This is a genomic window from Sphingomonas sp. PEI4 (assembly GCF_056679955.1).
Window position 1 is genome coordinate 177942 of sequence record NZ_CM155258.1, and the last position, 16764, is coordinate 194705.

The following is a 16764-nucleotide window of genomic DNA, read 5'->3' on the forward strand; positions in this document are numbered from 1 at the left end:
GGCATGTCCGTCGATGTTGAGGACTGGTTTCAGGTCGGTGCTTTCGAAAAGGTCATAGACAAGGCGAACTGGGATTCGCTCAAGCCGCGGGTCGAGGCGAACACGGACGCCGTTCTCGCGCTGTTCGCCGAAAGCGATACGAAGGCGACGTTCTTCACGCTCGGCTGGGTCGCGCACCGCTATCCCGCGCTGATCCGGCGGATCGTCGACGCGGGCCACGAGATCGCCAGTCACGGCTGGGATCACCAGCGCGTCTTCACGATGACGCCGGACGTGTTCCGGGCAGATCTCGACCGTGCACGGATCGCAATCGAGGATGCGGCAGGCACGAAGGTCACTGGCTACCGCGCGCCAAGCTTCTCGATCGACCAGCGTACGCCTTGGGCGCATGTCGAACTCGCGGAGGCGGGCTATGCCTATTCCTCCAGCGTCGCGCCGGTGAAGCACGATCATTATGGCTGGCTCGACGCGCCACGCTACGGGTTCAAACCGCTCGCCGACGATGGGCTGATCGAAGTGCCGGTGACGGTCGCCAAGTTCGGAGAGCGCAAGCTTGCCACCGGCGGCGGGTTCTTCCGGCTGCTGCCTGCTGCGATCACGGATTTCGCGGTACGGCAGGTCAACCGCGAAGATCGGCCGGCGATGTTCTACTTCCACCCGTGGGAAATCGATCCGTCGCAGCCGCGCGTGGCGGAGGCGCCGATCCGCTCGAAGATCCGCCATTACTCGCGGCTCGGCGCGATGGCGGGCAAGCTGCGCGGGTTGCTGGATCGTCATGAATGGGGCCGCGTCGATGCGGTCGTCGCGCGCGAAGCGGCCCGGCTGGCGTGACCGCACCGATGCCCGTCGGTATGCGCGAAGCGGACCTTCGCGATCCGGCCGAGTGCGCCCGGATCACCGCGTTCGTCAAAGCGGTGACGGGCGCCACGCCGTTCCACTTGCCGGCCTGGAGCCGCGCAGTGCAGGAGGGATGTGGCCAGCGGGCGCGTTACCTGGTCGCCGAAGATGGTGGCGTGATCGCCGGTGTCCTGCCGCTGACCGAAATGCGATCGCCGCTGTTCGGACGTGCGTTGGTATCGACCGGGTTCGGCGTCGATGGCGGCGTGCTCGGTGGTGCTGTCGAACCACTCGCGACCGGTGCGTGGAACCTGGCATTCCGGACCGGCTGTCCGTCCGTCGAACTCCGCGGTGGGCCTGCGCCTGACGGCTGGGCGAGCGACGACACCAGCTATCTCGGTTTCGCACGCGATTTGGCGAAGGACGACGACGCCGAACTGCTCGCGATCCCGCGGAAACAGCGTGCCGAAGTCCGCCGCGCGCTCGGTTTCGATCTGGAAATCGTCACCGGCAACGACCGGAGCCTGCTAGCCGAGCACTACCGCGTCTATGCGGAATCGGTGCGCAATCTCGGTACGCCGGTGTTTCCCGCAAAGCTTTTTCGTAGCGTTGCGAGCGTGATGGATGCCGATGTTCTCACCGTTCGGCATGAGGGCAGGGCGGTTGCCAGCGTGTTGAGCCTGTATTTCGGCGGTACCGTCTATCCCTATTGGGGCGGGGGCACCGATGCTGCCCGGGGCTTGCGCGCCAACGACCGGATGTATTTCGCGCTGATGGCGCACGCCCGTGCGCGCGGCTGCACGCGGTTCGATTTCGGTCGCTCGAAGACCGGCACCGGTGCGGCGGCGTTCAAGAAGAACTGGGGCTTCACGCCCGAGCCGCGGCTTTACGCCAAGCGCAGCAACGGTCCGGCGCGCGAAGTGAACCCGCTAAACCCCAAATACGCGCTGATGGTGCGGACTTGGAAGAAGCTCCCGCTCTGGGCGGCGAACGCAGCAGGGCCGTGGATTTCCCGAGGCCTGGGGTGAGCCTGCTTTTCCTGGCGCACCGCGTTCCGTTCCCGCCCGATCGCGGCGACAAGATCCGCAGCTTCCACATCCTCCAGTATCTGGCGAAGCGCACGCGCGTGCATCTGGTGGCGTTTGCCGATGACGATGCGGATTTCGATCTGCCTGCGGTGTTCACGGAGATGCTCGCGAGTTGCACCGTTTTGCCGCGCACCAAGTCGCAGAAGCGCGCCGCGATCGAAGCGCTCGCGACCGGCAAACCCGTATCGCTGACGGCGTTCGCCAGCGCGGGAATGCAGGCCACGGTCGACCGCGTCGTTCCGCAAGTATCGGCCATCTACTGTTTCTCGGGGCAGATGGCGCAGTATCTGCCAGCCGACGCGCCGCCGGTCGTGATGGATTTCGTCGACGTCGATTCCGCCAAGTTCGCGGGGTTTGCGGAAGACACCCGCGGCCCGATCCGCTGGATGATGCGCCGCGAAGCACGGTTGCTGGGGGTTTTCGAGCGGGACATTGCGGCGCGGGTCTCGGCGAGCCTGTTCGTTAGCGAGGCCGAGGCTGCATTGTTCCGCGAGGGTGGTGCGGGCGGCCGCGTCCTGGCTGTCGAGAACGGGATAGACTCCACGAAGTTCGACCCTGCAGCGAGCGACCTCAACCGTGCAATCGGTCACCCCCCCGGCGGAGGCCGGGGCCCAATTGGTGAGGTCGCAGCAACGACGCGCAACCCTCGATCATCGACATCGCCCAATTGGGCCCCGGCCTTCGCCGGGGGGGAGGGCGTGAGCGAGGCCGATGGCTTTCCCTTGATCGTCTTCACCGGACAGATGGACTACCGCCCCAACATCGACGCCGTAACCTGGTTCGCGCGGGACATTCTCCCGCTGATCCGTCGCCACTATCCCGCCCACTTCGCGATCGTCGGTCGCGCACCCACACCGGCGGTGCAGGCGCTCGCCAGCGACCACGTCACCGTCACCGGCGCGGTCGACGACGTCCGCGGCTGGCTCGCCGCCGCTGCGGTCTGCGTCGCGCCGCTGAAACTCGCACGCGGTATTCAGAACAAGGTGCTCGAAGCGATGGCGATGGCGCGTCCCGTCGTCGCCTCCGCCGCTGCCGCCGAAGGAATCGACCACGCCGACACCATCCGCGTCGCCGGCACCGCTGAGACATTCGCGGCCCAGGTGCTGGCCGTGCTCGAAGCCCCCGAGGACGCTGCTCGCCTCGGCGCCGCCGCCCGCGCGCAGGTCATCCGCCGCTACGGCTGGGACGCACGCCTCGCTCCACTCGACGCGCTGCTTGGCGTGTCCGCATGAGCGTATGGCGCCGCCACGGCATCGCGCTGGCGATCGCATCGGCCCTGATCCTGCTGACGTTCCGCAGCGACGTGCGTGATCTCGCGCATATCTGGTGGAACAGCACGACGTTCGGGCATTGCCTGTTCATCGGCCCGGTCTTCGCCTGGCTCGTATGGCAGCGTCGCACGGAGCTTGCCCAACTCACGCCGACCGGCTGGTGGCCCGGTCTGGCGCTCGTCGCGATCGGTGGGTTCGGCTGGTTGATGGGCGACGCAGCCTCGGTCGGCTTCGCGCGTCACGTTGGCGTCGTGATGATGCTGCAAGGTGCGGTCGTCACGATCCTCGGACCCAATGTCGCACGCGGACTGCTGTTTCCGCTTGCCTACGCCTTCTTCCTCGTGCCGTTCGGCGAAGGTCTCGAACCACCGTTGCAGAGCATCACCGTCGCGATCGTCATGCCGCTGCTCCACCTCGTCGGCGTACCGGCGGTGGTCGACGGCGTGCTGATCCACGCCGGCCGCTATTATTTCGAGGTCGCCGAAGCGTGCTCGGGCGCGAAGTTCGTCATCGCAATGGTGGCGTTCGGCGTGCTGGTCGCCAACCTCTGCTTCGTGTCGTGGAAACGGCGGGCGATCTTCCTGATCGTCTCGGTCGTCGTGCCCGTCATCGCCAACGGCTTCCGTGCGTTCGGGACGATCTGGGCGGCGGACCTGACGTCGGTCGAGGCCGCAACGGGTCTCGATCATATCGTTTATGGATGGGTCTTCTTCGCGCTCGTCATGGCCGGCGTGCTGGCGATCGGCTGGCGCTGGTTCGACCGCGCTCCCGACGATTCCGCGTTCGATCCGGCGACGCTGCAGGCGATACCCCGCCACAGCACCGACCTTCTGATCGCGACGGCGCTCGCGCTCGCCACGGTCGCGGTCTTCCCGCTCTGGAGCGCGGCGATCGCAAGCCGGACGCAGGAATTGCCCGCGCATATCGACCTTCCCGAAATAGCCGGCTGGCACCGCGTCCCCGTCAGCACACGCGCGCCCTGGACGCCTTATTACCCCGGCGCGGACCATTATCTGTTCGGCCGCTACGCCGACGCCTCGGGCGCGACCGTCGACATGAGTATCGCCGTGTTCGGTAGCCAGCATGAGGGCAAGGAGTTGATCGCATACGGCGCGGGCGTTCTGCGACAGGAGGATCGCTGGGTTCGCGTCGAGACCCTGCCCGCGATTTCGGGTGGTTCGGCGATGCGGATCACGGCGCCGGGGCCCGTAGAGCGGATCGTCGCGACGTGGTACCGGGTCGGCGACACGACCACGCAGGACGAGACGCTGGTGAAGATCGAGACGATGAAGGCGCGGCTGCTCGGCGGTCCGCAACGCGCGGTGGCGATCCACCTGTCGGTCGAGGGCGCCGATCCGCGTCCGATCACGCGCTTCCTCGCCGCATTGGGGCCGATTGCTACGGTTGCCGATGGCGCAGCGGGGATGCGCTAGATGTGCGGCATCGCCGGGATCTTCCACCCGGGTACGCCCAAGCCGGTCGATCCCAACCGCGTCCATGCGATGATCGCCGCGCTGGCGCATCGCGGGCCAGACGGCGATGGCATCTGGACCGCGCCGGGCGTGGGGCTCGGCCATCGCCGGCTGTCGATCATCGACCTCGAAGGCTCGCCGCAGCCGATGTCCGACGGCTCGCTGACGATCACCTATAACGGCGAAGTCTATAATTTCGCCGAACTGCGTGACGAACTGATCGCCAAGGGCGCGATCTTCCGCACCGCCGGCGATACCGAAGTCCTGCTCCACGCCTGGCGCGCCTGGGGGCCGTCGATGCTCGACCGGTTGAACGGCATGTTCGCGTTCGGAATCCACGATTCCGCCGCGCACACGCTGTTCCTCGCGCGCGACCGGATGGGCGTGAAGCCGCTCTATTACGTCGAACTCGCCGACGGTTCGCTAGCCTTCGCCTCCGAACTGAAGGGCCTGCTCGCGCACCCGCAACTCCGGCGCGTGCCCGATCTGAGCGCGGTCGAGGATTATCTAACGTTCGGCTATGTCCCCGATGATTCCTGTATCGTCGCAGGCGTGAAGAAGCTGGCGGCCGGGCATTTCCTGCTGGTCGAACGCGGCCGCCCGGTGCCAAGCCCTCGCAAATGGTGGGACATCGATTTCTCCAACCGCGCGACCGGCTCTGCAAAGGCGCTCGGCGAGGAACTGGTCGACCGGATGCGCGCGGGCGTGCGCTCGCGGATGGTCGCCGACGTGCCGCTCGGCGCGTTCCTGTCGGGCGGTGTGGACAGTTCGGCGGTCGTCGCGTTGATGGCCGAAGCAAGCCCCAAGGCCGTCCGCACCTGCACGATCGGCTTCGACGAAGCGGGGCATGACGAGCGCAGCTTCGCCACCACCGTCGCCCGGCGCTTCGCCACCGATCACAGCGAGCGCGTCGTGCAGTCGGGCGATGTCTCGCTGATTGACACGCTCGTCGCGAGCTTCGACGAACCCTTCGCCGACGCCTCTGCGCTGGCGACGTACCAGGTCTGCGCGCTGGCCCGCGAGAGCGTCACCGTCGCGCTGTCCGGCGATGGCGCGGACGAAGCGCTCGCCGGCTACCGTCGCTATAAGTTCCAGTCCGTCGAGGAGCGCGTCCGTGGCCTGCTCCCGGCGCATTTGCGCGCGGACGTGTTCGGCACGCTCGGCCGCTGGTATCCCAAGGCCGACTGGGCGCCGCGGCCGCTCCGGGCGAAATCGACGTTGCTCGCACTCGCGCAAGGGGGAGGCGAGGCGTATGCGCGGTCGGTCGGCGTCACCACACCCGAACTGCGCGCACAGCTTTATACGCCGGCCGCCCGCGCCATGCTCGGGGGTTATCGTGCCGAGGACCGCTATGTCGCGACGATGGCGAACGCGCCGGCGCGCGACGCGATCGACCGCGCGCAATATGCCGACATCAAGCACTGGCTGCCCGGCGACATCCTCACCAAGGTCGATCGTACCAGCATGGCGGTAGGGCTCGAAGCGCGCGAACCGTTGCTCGACCACCGCCTGATCGAGTTCTGCGCGACGCTGCCGGCCAACATGCGGTTGCGGCGCGGCGAGGGCAAATGGCTGATGAAGAAGGCGATGGAGCCGTATCTGCCGCGCGAGATCCTCTACCGCCAGAAGATGGGCTTCGTGACGCCGATCAGCGCGTGGTTCCGCGAAGCGCTGGCGGGGGAAGCGTCGGCACTGGCGAAGTCGCGCACGCTCGGCGAAACGGGCTGGTTCGACATGGCGACGATCGCGCGGATTGCCGACGAACACCGCATGGGCCGGGTCGAGCATGGTCGGACCTTGTGGCAGTTCGTGATGCTCGAGCGCTCGATGAAGCGGATGTTCGGATAGCGCCGCGCGAATCCTCCCCCGCCAGGGGGAGGTGGCACCGAAGGTGACGGAGGGGGAGGACACGGAACTAGCGTTTTGCGTGCCTCCCCCTCCGTCTGGCAAGTGCCAGCCACCTCCCCCTGGCGGGGGAGGATTAAGCCCCTAGAACAATCCCTCGATCAGCCCGTCCTCATTAAGGCGGATCGCTTCGGCCGCCGGCACCCGCGGGAGGCCCGGCATCGTCATGATCTCGCCGCAGATCGCCACCACGAAGCCCGCGCCTGCCGCCAGCCGCACTTCGCGGACCGGCACGATATGCCCGGTCGGCGCACCAAGCAGCGCGGGATCCGTCGAAAAGCTGTACTGCGTCTTGGCGAGACACACGGGGAGGTTGCCATAGCCCGCATCCTCCCAGCGCTTGAGTTGTGCCAGCACGCTAGGTTCGGCGACGGCATGCTCGGCGCGGTAGATGCGCCGCGCCACGGTGTCGATCTTGTCGAAGAGCGAGAGTTCGTCGCCATAGATCGGCGCGAATCCACCGCCATGCGTCTCGCAGATCTCGGCAACCGCTTCGGCCAGTTCGACCGCGCCTGCGCCACCCTCGGCCCAATGCCGACAGAGGATCGCGCGCGAGCCGTGCTGCGCGGCGGCCTCGACGATCGCGGCGATCTCGGCATCGCTGTCGGTGTAGAAATGGTTGATCGCGACGATCGCGGGCACGCCGAACTGACGGATGTTTTCGATATGCCGGACGAGATTGACCGCGCCACGCCGGACCGCTTCGACATTCTCTTGCGCGAGGTCAGCCTTCGCCACGCCGCCGTTCATTTTCAGCGCACGGGCGGTCGCGACAATCACGACCGCGTCGGGGGCGAGACCGGCCTGACGACATTTGATGTCGAAAAACTTTTCCGCGCCGAGGTCCGCGCCGAACCCTGCTTCCGTGACGACATAATCGCCAAGCGACAGCGCCGCGCGTGTCGCGATGACTGAGTTGCAGCCGTGCGCGATGTTGGCAAACGGTCCGCCGTGCAGGAATGCGGGTGTCCCTTCCAGCGACTGGACGAGATTGGGCTTGATAGCCTCGGCCAACAGCACTGCCATCGCGCCATCGGCCTTCAGGTCGCGCGCGGTGATGGGCTGTCGATCACGCGTATAGGCGACGACGATGTCACCGAGCCTGCGCTCCATGTCGGCCAGATCGTCGGCAAGGCACAGGATCGCCATGACTTCGGACGCGACGGTGATGTCGAACCCGGATTCGCGCGGATACCCATTCGCCACGCCGCCGATCGACTGGACGATATCACGCAGTGCCCGATCGTTCATGTCGAGCACCCGCCGCCACACCACGCGCCGCACGTCGATCTGGAGCGCGTTGCCCCAGTGGATATGATTGTCGATCATCGCCGCGAGCAGGTTGTGCGCGGCCGTAATCGCGTGGAAATCGCCGGTGAAATGGAGGTTGATGTCCTCCATCGGCGCGACCTGCGCGCGACCGCCACCGGTCGCGCCGCCCTTGGTGCCAAAGCATGGCCCGAGCGACGGTTCGCGAAGCGCCAGCACCGCCTTGCGGCCGGTGTGGCGGAGCGCGTCGGCGAGACCGATCGAGGTGGTGGTCTTGCCCTCGCCCGCGGGGGTGGGATTGATCGCCGTGACGAGGATCAGGCGTCCGTTCTTACCCTTCTCGCGCGCCTGCAGCCAGTCGAGCGAGATCTTCGCCTTGAACCGTCCATAGGGCTCGATCGCCGCATCTGGAATGCCGAGGCCGTCGGCGATGGCGGCGATGGGGCGCAGGGCGACGCTGCGGGCGATGGCGATATCGGTGTCCATCGCGCACGCCTAGCGGGGGAGCGCGGTGCTTTCCAGCCGATCGGAAAGATTGCCGGATCGGTCTGTCATTTTATTGACAGACCGACACGACCCTCGCCGCTGGAATGACAGTGAGACCTCAAGTCAGGACGAAGATCGTCGGTGCCCGATGTCAACAACTCTACACGACGATCAACGCAGCAGCGAAAGGATCGCCCGTGACCTACCAGACGCACATCGTCCAAATGACCTCGTTGATTGCCGACCAGAACGGCACATGGGATGCGATCTCGCCCGAATCGGTCGCGCGAATGCGGCTCCAGAACCGCTTCGCCACCGGGCTGGACATCGCGCGCTACACGGCCGCGATCATGCGCAAGGACATGGCCGCGTATGATGCGGACCCGGCAAACTACACGCAGTCGCTCGGTTGCTGGCACGGCTTCATCGCGCAGCAGAAGATGATCAGCATCAAGAAGCATTTCGGCACGACTGACCGCCGATACCTCTACCTGTCGGGCTGGATGGTCGCTGCAATGCGCAGCGAGTTCGGCCCGCTGCCCGACCAGTCGATGCACGAGAAGACCAGCGTTCCGGCGCTAATCGAGGAACTTTATACCTTCCTTCGCCAAGCCGACGCGCGCGAACTCGGCATGATGTTTCGTGAGGTCGATGCGGCACGCGCATCCGGCAACGCGATCGAGGAACAGCGCCTGCTGAATGCGATCGAGAACCACCAGACGCATGTCGTGCCAATCATCGCCGACATCGACGCGGGCTTCGGCAATGCGGAGGCGACGTATCTGCTCGCGCGGAAAATGATCGAGGCGGGGGCGTGCGCGCTCCAGATCGAGAACCAGGTCAGCGACGAGAAACAGTGCGGCCATCAGGACGGCAAGGTCACCGTGCCGCACGAGGACTTCCTCGCGAAGGTCCGCGCCTGCCGCTACGCGTTCCTCGAACTCGGCGTCGAGGACGGCATCATCGTCACGCGCACCGACTCGCTCGGCGCCGGCCTCACCAAGCAGATCGCGGTCAGCAAGGAAGCCGGCGACCTTGGCGACCAGTATAACTCGTACCTCGACTGCGAGGAGATCGATCCGGCGACTGCGCGGAACGGCGACGTCATCCTCAACCGCGACGGCAAGCTACTCCGTCCCAAGCGCCTGCCGTCGAACCTGTTCCAGTTCCGCGCGGGGACCGGCGAGGATCGCTGCGTGATGGACTGCATCGCGTCGCTGCAGAACGGCGCCGACCTGCTCTGGATCGAAACCGAGAAGCCGCACATCGAACAGATCGCCGGCATGGTCGACCGCATCCGCGAGGTCGTCCCGAATGCGAAGCTCGTCTATAACAACTCGCCCTCGTTCAACTGGACGCTGAACTTCCGCCAGCAAGTGTTCGATGCCTGGTCGGCGGCCGGCGAAGACGTCTCCGCCTATGATCGCGCGCGCCTGATGAGCGTCGAATACGACGGCACGACGCTTGCCGACGAAGCCGACGAACGCATCCGCACCTTCCAGGCGGATTCGGCCAAACGTGCGGGGATATTCCACCACCTCATCACGCTGCCGACGTACCACACGGCCGCGCTCTCGACCGACAACCTCGCCAAGGAGTATTTCGGCGACGCAGGAATGCTCGGCTATGTGAAGGGCGTCCAGCGCAAGGAGATCCGCGAGGGCATCGCCTGTGTAAAGCACCAGAACATGTCCGGCTCGGACCTTGGCGACGACCATAAGGAATATTTCGCGGGTGAGGCGGCGTTGAAGGCCGGCGGCGCACACAATACGATGAACCAGTTCGCGGCCTGACGCCCTAGCCGGAGCGAGAGCTCCGGCGCGGACCCGCGGCAGGCCCGGCCGGCGGGGCCAAAAGTCCCGTCCGACGACGCGGCTTTGCCGCGGCGATATGCCTTGTTTCAGGTATGCTCGGTAAAACCGGCGGTTCTTGTGAGAATCCTCCCCCGCCAGGGGGAGGTGTCGCCGAAGGTGACGGAGGGGGAGGACACGGAACATCGGTCACCTTATCCTCCCCCTCCGTCAGGCTACGCCTGCCACCTCCCCCTGGCGGGGGAGGATCGTTAAACTGCCGGCAGGTTCACTCCGCCGAGTCCACCCGGTCCGCCGCAAGCGGCTCCGCCAGCGCCGTTTCGCCAAGCGAAGCCAGCACCGCCGCTGTCAGTGCGTCGAGCCCATACGGCTTCTCCAGCATGATCGCGTCCGTATCGCCCTCGACCGACGCGGTGTCACCGCTCGCAAAAACGATCCCGACACCCGGCCGCAAGGCGCGCGCGGTGCGGGCGAAGTCCGGTCCCGAAACGCCGGGCAGGTTGATGTCGGTCACCAGCGCATCGATCGGTACGGTCTGAAGCGCGGTCATCGCGTCTTCCGCACTCGCCGCGTCGACCACGACGAAGCCGCTCCCTTGCAGCATCTCGGCGGTGTTCGCGCGGATCATCTCGTCGTCCTCGACCAGCAGTACAGTGCGCCGTGCCGACGCGTCCATCCGTCGCTCCGCCTCAATACGCGCATCGCGAGCGACCTTGGCGGCAGGAGAGTCGCCACGCTGCCGATTGGCCAGCACTTCGCGGAATTTCCGTGCCAGAGCCTCCCGCGTGTAGGGCTTCGACAACAGGTCGACGCCCGCATCGAGCTTGCCGCCATGAACGATCGAGTTCTCGGTATAGCCCGACGTGAACAGGACCACGAGGTTCGGCAGCCGTTCCTTTGCCTTGCGGGCAAGTTCCGGACTTTTCAGCGTTCCGGGCATCACCACGTCGGTGAACAGGATGTCGATCGGCACGCCGCTCTCGACCACGTTGAGCGCACTCGCCGCGTCGACCGACTTCAGGACGCTGTAGCCGAGATCGGTCAGCAGTTCGACCACGGTGGTGCGGACCTCGTCGTCGTCCTCGACGACCAGCACCGTCTCCGTGCCGCCGCAGATCGGCCCCGCATCGGCAACGACCTCGACGTCCTCGCTCTCCATCGCGCGTGGCAGATAAAGCTTGATCGTCGTGCCTTCGCCGACCTCCGAATAGATCTTCACATGGCCGCCGGACTGTTTGACGAAGCCGTAGACCATCGACAGGCCCAGCCCCGAACCCTTGCCCTCGCTCTTGGTCGAGAAGAACGGCTCGAACACCTTCTCGATGATTTCGGGGCTCATGCCGCTGCCGGTATCGGATACCGCGAGCAAGACGTACTGGCCGGCCTCGACCTCCTCGTGGCTGCGGGCATAGGCGTCGTCGAGGTGGGCGTTGCCGAGTTCGATGGTGAGTTTGCCCTGGCCGTCCATCGCGTCGCGCGCGTTGATCGCGAGGTTGAGCAGTGCGTTCTCGATCTGGGCGGGATCGATGAAGGTGTTCCACAGGCCACCGCCGACCACCGTCTCGATCTCGACGCCCTCGCCGATCGCGCGACGCAGCATGTCGTCCATCCCGCGCACGAACCGCGTGACGTTGACGACCTTGGGCTCGAGCGCCTGACGACGCCCGAACGCCAGCAATTGCGACGCGAGCTTCGACCCGCGCGTGACGCCCGCCATCGCGTTGGCGACCCAGCGCTCTGCCCGCTCGTTGCCGGCCAGGTTCTTGCCGAGCAGCTGGAGGTTGCCCGAGACGACCTGGAGCAAATTGTTGAAATCATGCGCGACGCCGCCGGTGAGCTTGCCGACGGTCTCCATCTTCTGCGATTGCGCGAGCTTGGCTTCGGCCTCGCGGCGCTCGCCGATCTCGGCGATGACGCGCGCCTCGAGCGTCTCGTTGAGCTGGCGGAGTTGATCCTCGGCGCGCTCGCGGTGGCGAACCTGACGGGCGAGCGCTTCGGCCTGTTCGCGCAAGGCGGCTTCGGCGGCGCGCTGATGCGTGATGTCGGTGTGGACGCCGACCCATTCGATGACCTCGCCGCCTGAGTCGAGGATCGGGAGGCTGCGGACGGCGAAGGTGCGCCAAGTGCCGCAATGTCGCCGGACGCGGTGCTCGAACACGAACATCGACTTGTTCAGGACGGCGTTGGTCCACGCCTTGAAGGTCGCCGCGACATCGTCGGGGTGGATCGCATCGGCCCAGCCGAAATTCTGGTATTCGTCGATCGACTGGCCCGTGAGCGTCGCCCACCCCGGCTGTTCGCCAAGCATCCGGCCGTCGGGGCTGTTGGTCCAGAGCACGCCGTGAACCGCGTCCATCGCAGTGCGGAACCGGCCGTTGCTGATGCCGAGTGCCGCCTCGCGTTCGGCGCGCTCCTCGACGTCGATGCCGAGCACGTAGATGCCGGCGATCGAGCCATCCGCGACGGTGTGCGGCACGTAGCGAAACTCGGCGCGGCGCGGGCGGCCGTCGCGGTGCGGGAAGACGGTCTGCGCGATGAAGCTCTCGCCGGCCAGCGCGCGCTCGAACGAGGGGCGGCGATCCTGGTAGACGGTCTCGCCGAGCACCTCGCGGACGGGCTTGCCGATCATCGTCTCGGGCGCGACGCCGAGCCATTCGTCATATTGCGCGTTGGCGAGACGGTAGACGTGATCGCGATCGACGTACGCGATGAGCATCGGCACGGCGTCGGTGACGCGGCGGAGTTCGGCTTCGCTGGCGGCGAGGCGGTGTTCGGCTTCGACCCGGCCGCTATTGTCGACCATCGTGCAGAGGACGCCGCCGACGATGCTGCCCGCTACGATGCTGCGAGTGGGGCCGCCGGCGCAGTAGACCGGCGTGTAGAACAGGTCGAGCGTCAGCGTTTCAGGGCCATCGGGGCGCTGGAACAGGATCGGCTGGTCGCGATAGGCGACGGTCTCGCCGCGGAACCCCGCTTCGAGGACGGCACGGTTCCAGTCCCACACTTCGGGGAACGCGGTCGCGACCGGGCTGCCGAGTGCTGCGGGGTGGCGATCTCCTGCGACTGCGCGATAGCTGTCGTTGTAGAGCATGATGTGCTCGGGGCCCCACATCACGACCTTGGCTACGGGCGAGTTGAGGATGTTGGCGAGCGTGACGCGGAGTTCGGGGGGCCATGAGTCGATCGGGCCGAGCGACGTCGCGCTCCAGTCGCGCTGGCGGACGAGCAGGCCGCATTCGCCACCGCCGACCAGGATTTCCAGCAAGGCTGTCGTTGCAGCGTCGCGGTCGCGCATCTGTTGAAGCGCGGTGCGGACGACGGCGGCAGCGTCGCCATGCCCTCCGTCGGTCAATTCGTCGATGTAGCTGCCGAGATCGGATGGCAGGGAAATGGTGCGCGACGAGCCAGGGGTTGTCATGCCGGACTAGTGAGTATGTGGCGCGCGCGTGTCAATGATTAGGGATGGTTGGGGGCGCATGGAAGCGTGCATCCAGCCATACCCCAGCACCCAGCACCCAGCACCCAGCACCCAGCACCCAGCACCCAGCACCCAGCACCCAGCACCCCGCACCACCCCGGCGAAGGCCGGGGCCCAATTGGGTGACGTCGCTAAACGGAGCGTTGCTCTCCGTTACGACCACCTCTCCAACTGGGCCCCGGCCTTCGCCGGGGTGGTGGCTTTTGTGATCAAGCAAGCATGTTTCCCCGCGAAGGCGGGGATCCAGGCTGGGCTCCCGCCTTCGCGGGAGAACAAGGAGGAGGAGGCCATCCGACAGCCCCCTCTCTCATCAGCCGATCAGCCCTCGGTGCGCGGAAGGCCGAGCGGGTTGTCGTGCTTGACGGCCTTGGGGAGCAGCGCGTCGGGGAGGTCCTGGTAGCAGACCGGGCGCAGGAAGCGCTCGATCGCTGCCGTGCCGACCGAGGTCGTGCGCGGGTCCGAGGTGGCGGGGAAGGGGCCGCCATGTACCATGGCAGGGGCCACCTCTACGCCGGTGGGCCAGCCGTTCGCGAGGATGCGACCGGCCTTGCGTTCGAGCACCGGCACGAGTGCTGCGGCGTCCGTGTAGTCACCCTCGTCGATCTGCAGCGTGATCGTCAGCTGACCCTCGACCTGTTCGAGGACCTGGCGGACTTCGGCCAGATCGGCGCAACGGACGATGATCGAGGCTGCTCCGAACACTTCGTGCGACAGCGCGGGGTCGGCGACGAACGCCTTGCCGGTGGTCGAGAACAGCGCGGCGCGACCGCGGTTTGCGCCTTCGGCCTTGGTGCCGCGCGCGACCGTCTCGACTGCATCGTGACCGGCAAGCGCCGCGACGCCCTTGTCGTAGCTGGCGTAGATGCCCGGGGTCAGCATGACCTGCGGCGCGGCTTCGCCAAGCGCGGCAGCGGCGGCTTCGACGAAAACGTCGAGCTCAGGACCATCGACCGCGATGACGATGCCGGGGTTCGTGCAGAACTGGCCCGAGCCCATCGTCAGCGAACCGACATAGGCCTTGCCGAGCGCTTCGCCGCGCGCCGCGAGGGCTGCCGGGAACAGGAGTACCGGATTGACGCTGCTCATTTCGGCATAGACCGGGATCGGCTCGGGACGGGCCGCAGCCAGTGCGACCAGCGCAAGGCCACCGCCGCGCGAGCCGGTGAAGCCGACCGCCTTGATGCGGGCGTCCTTGACCAAAGCTGCGCCGAGTTCGTTCGCGGGACCCTGGACCAGTGAGAACACGCCCTCAGGCAAGCCGCACTTGGCGACCGCGGCCTGGATCGCCTTGCCGACCATCACCGACGTGCCGGGATGCGCGGGATGACCCTTGACCACGACCGGGCAACCGGCGGCGAGTGCCGACGCGGTGTCGCCGCCCGCGACCGAGAAGGCGAGCGGGAAGTTCGAGGCGCCGAACACCGCGACCGGGCCGACCGCGATGCGGCGCTGGCGCAGGTCGGGACGGGGGGCGGGCTTACGCTCGGGCTGTGCTTCGTCGATGATGACCGACGCCCATGTGCCCTGACGGAGGTGCTTTGCGAACAGGCGGAGCTGGCCGGTGGTACGACCGCGTTCGCCTTCGAGGCGCGGGCGGGGGAGGCCGCTTTCCTGAAGGGCGCGGGCGACGAGCGGATCGTGGATCGCCTCGATCTCGTCGGCGATCGTCTCGAGGAATTTCGCGCGGGTCTCGGGGTCCGTCTCGCGGAAGGTGTCGAACGCTGCCTCGGCGAGCCTGCACGCCTCGGCGACGTCGGCCTCGCTCGATACCGCGAAGGCGGGCTCGATCTTCGCGTCGGTCGACGGATCGATCGCGAGGAAGGTGACGTCGCTGCTTACGGCGCGTGCGCCGATCGGGAAGGTACCGTCCATGTCAAATCTCCAAGCGTTCGGAGCGGTCATGCCGATCGAGGGCAGAACCGCGAATGATGCTGACCATGAAGTAAGGTTGGGAGCGATAACACGCAAGCCAAGCTTGCTCAGACGGGGATGTGCCCGATGCTATCGATTGCAGGCTGATTATCCCGCGTTCCCCTGCTAAACACCGGTGATGGGGACAATTACGCGCAAGCCGCGCACCGCAACCGGACGCCGGAGCGGAGCACCGACTATTTCCGATGTGGCGACGCTCGCCGGTGTTTCGCCGATGACCGTATCGCGCGTCATCAATGGCGAAGCCAAGGTGCGCGAGGCGACTCGGGACGCGGTCAACGCCGCGATCGCCACGCTCCACTATGCGCCGAACCGCGCCGCGCGCAGCCTCGCGGGGGGCGGGCAGATGCGGATCGGGCTGCTCTACAGCAACCCGAGTTCGGCCTATCTCAGCGAGTTCCTGGTCGGCAGCCTCGAACAGGCGAGCCGCAGCGACGTGCAACTCGTCGTCGAGAAATGCGACATCGGCGACCACGAGATCGAGGTGGCGCGGCACATGATCGAGAGCGGGATCGACGGCGTGATCCTGCCGCCGCCGCTATGTGATTCACGCGCCGTGCTCGACGTGCTGACGGAGGCAGGCGTGCCGACCGTCGTCGTGGCGACCGGCTCGCCGCCAAGCGGGTCGGCGGCGGTCACGATCGACGACTTCGAAGCGGCGCGCGCGATGACCGAACATCTTGTGAAACTGGGGCATTCGCGAATCGGGTTCATCATCGGCAACCCGAACCAGACCGCCAGCGCACTGCGCCACCAGGGCTATCTGGCGGCGATGGCGGATGCCGGGCTGCCGGCCGACGATTCTCTCGTCGTCGGCGGGCTGTTCACCTATCGATCGGGGCTCGATGGCGCGGAGCAACTGCTCGACGCGAAGGACCCGCCGACCGCGATCTTCGCGAGCAACGACGACATGGCGGCGGCGAGCGTCGCGGTGGCGCATCGCCGCGGGCTGGACGTGCCGGGCGACCTGACCGTGTGCGGGTTCGACGACAGCGCGCTCGCGACGACGATCTGGCCTGAGCTGACCACCATCCATCAGCCGATCGCGGACATGTCGCGTGCGGCGGTCGAACTGCTCGTGGCGGCGATCTCGCATCGTCGTGGCGGCGGCAAGGATCACAACGGCCACGTCGTACTCGACTATACGCTGGTCCGGCGACAGTCGGATGCGGCACCGCGCCGGCGCCCGCCCGCAAGCGTGCGCGCTTGACCGAC

The 16764-nt window shown here is 66.7% G+C and carries 10 protein-coding genes; 7 read left to right on the forward strand and 3 right to left on the reverse strand.

Going from position 1 to position 16764, the window contains the following annotated elements; all coding sequences use genetic code 11:
• Positions 1-3: 3 nt before the first annotated feature.
• Genes AC1MLZ_RS00850 through AC1MLZ_RS00870 form a run of 5 tightly spaced genes read left to right on the forward strand, consistent with a single transcriptional unit; the run spans position 4 to position 6516 of the window.
• The gene (locus AC1MLZ_RS00850; protein WP_480960010.1) at positions 4-831 is read left to right on the forward strand and encodes an XrtA system polysaccharide deacetylase; all 828 of its coding nucleotides are present in this window, start codon (positions 4-6) and stop codon (positions 829-831) included.
• Positions 828-1865 carry a FemAB family XrtA/PEP-CTERM system-associated protein gene (locus AC1MLZ_RS00855; RefSeq protein ID WP_480960011.1) on the forward strand — a complete coding sequence of 346 codons (1038 nt, stop codon included), beginning with the start codon at positions 828-830 and terminating at the stop codon, positions 1863-1865. Before AC1MLZ_RS00850 ends, AC1MLZ_RS00855 begins: the two co-directional genes overlap by 4 nt.
• Positions 1862-3157, forward strand: coding sequence for a glycosyltransferase (locus AC1MLZ_RS00860; protein WP_480960012.1), 1296 nt, complete (start codon positions 1862-1864; stop codon positions 3155-3157). The genes AC1MLZ_RS00855 and AC1MLZ_RS00860 overlap by 4 nt, the downstream gene beginning before the upstream one ends.
• Positions 3154-4629, forward strand: a complete 1476-nt coding sequence (gene xrtA / locus AC1MLZ_RS00865; RefSeq protein WP_480960013.1) for an exosortase A — start codon at positions 3154-3156, stop codon at positions 4627-4629. The genes AC1MLZ_RS00860 and xrtA overlap by 4 nt, the downstream gene beginning before the upstream one ends.
• Positions 4630-6516 carry an XrtA/PEP-CTERM system amidotransferase gene (locus AC1MLZ_RS00870; protein WP_480960014.1) on the forward strand — a complete coding sequence of 629 codons (1887 nt, stop codon included), beginning with the start codon at positions 4630-4632 and terminating at the stop codon, positions 6514-6516. It begins immediately after the preceding gene.
• A gap of 141 nt (positions 6517-6657) precedes the next feature.
• Here AC1MLZ_RS00870 and AC1MLZ_RS00875 read toward each other — a convergent pair whose 3' ends face one another.
• Positions 6658-8328, reverse strand: a complete 1671-nt coding sequence (locus tag AC1MLZ_RS00875; protein WP_480960015.1) for a formate--tetrahydrofolate ligase — start codon at positions 8326-8328, stop codon at positions 6658-6660.
• Positions 8329-8525: 197 nt separating this feature from the next.
• Here AC1MLZ_RS00875 and AC1MLZ_RS00880 point away from each other — a divergent pair, with 197 nt between their 5' ends.
• Positions 8526-10121, forward strand: a complete 1596-nt coding sequence (locus AC1MLZ_RS00880; protein WP_480960016.1) for an isocitrate lyase — start codon at positions 8526-8528, stop codon at positions 10119-10121.
• Positions 10122-10407: 286 nt separating this feature from the next.
• Here the strand turns inward: AC1MLZ_RS00880 and AC1MLZ_RS00885 are convergent, their stop codons facing one another.
• Positions 10408-13557 (reverse strand): PAS domain-containing protein, encoded by a 3150-nt coding sequence (locus tag AC1MLZ_RS00885; RefSeq protein WP_480960017.1) that lies wholly within the window; start codon positions 13555-13557, stop codon positions 10408-10410.
• Positions 13558-13935: 378 nt separating this feature from the next.
• Entirely contained in the window at positions 13936-15489 is a 1554-nt protein-coding gene (locus AC1MLZ_RS00890; protein ID WP_480960018.1) for an aldehyde dehydrogenase (NADP(+)), read from the reverse strand.
• Positions 15490-15763: 274 nt separating this feature from the next.
• Here AC1MLZ_RS00890 and AC1MLZ_RS00895 point away from each other — a divergent pair, with 274 nt between their 5' ends.
• Positions 15764-16759, forward strand: coding sequence for a LacI family DNA-binding transcriptional regulator (locus AC1MLZ_RS00895; RefSeq protein WP_480960019.1), 996 nt, complete (start codon positions 15764-15766; stop codon positions 16757-16759).
• The last annotated feature ends 5 nt before the right edge of the window (positions 16760-16764 follow it).

Excerpts from the sequence above, each read along its gene's own strand:
- AC1MLZ_RS00850 (WP_480960010.1), top strand. The coding sequence starts at position 4 with ATGTCCGTCGATGTTGAGGACTGGTTTCAGGTCGGTGCTTTCGAAAAG.
- xrtA (WP_480960013.1), top strand. The coding sequence starts at position 3,154 with ATGAGCGTATGGCGCCGCCACGGCATCGCGCTGGCGATCGCATCGGCC.
- AC1MLZ_RS00870 (WP_480960014.1), top strand. The coding sequence starts at position 4,630 with ATGTGCGGCATCGCCGGGATCTTCCACCCGGGTACGCCCAAGCCGGTC.
- AC1MLZ_RS00875 (WP_480960015.1), bottom strand. The coding sequence starts at position 8,328 with ATGGACACCGATATCGCCATCGCCCGCAGCGTCGCCCTGCGCCCCATC.
- AC1MLZ_RS00885 (WP_480960017.1), bottom strand. The coding sequence starts at position 13,557 with ATGACAACCCCTGGCTCGTCGCGCACCATTTCCCTGCCATCCGATCTC.
- AC1MLZ_RS00890 (WP_480960018.1), bottom strand. The coding sequence starts at position 15,489 with ATGGACGGTACCTTCCCGATCGGCGCACGCGCCGTAAGCAGCGACGTC.
- AC1MLZ_RS00895 (WP_480960019.1), top strand. The coding sequence starts at position 15,764 with ATGACCGTATCGCGCGTCATCAATGGCGAAGCCAAGGTGCGCGAGGCG.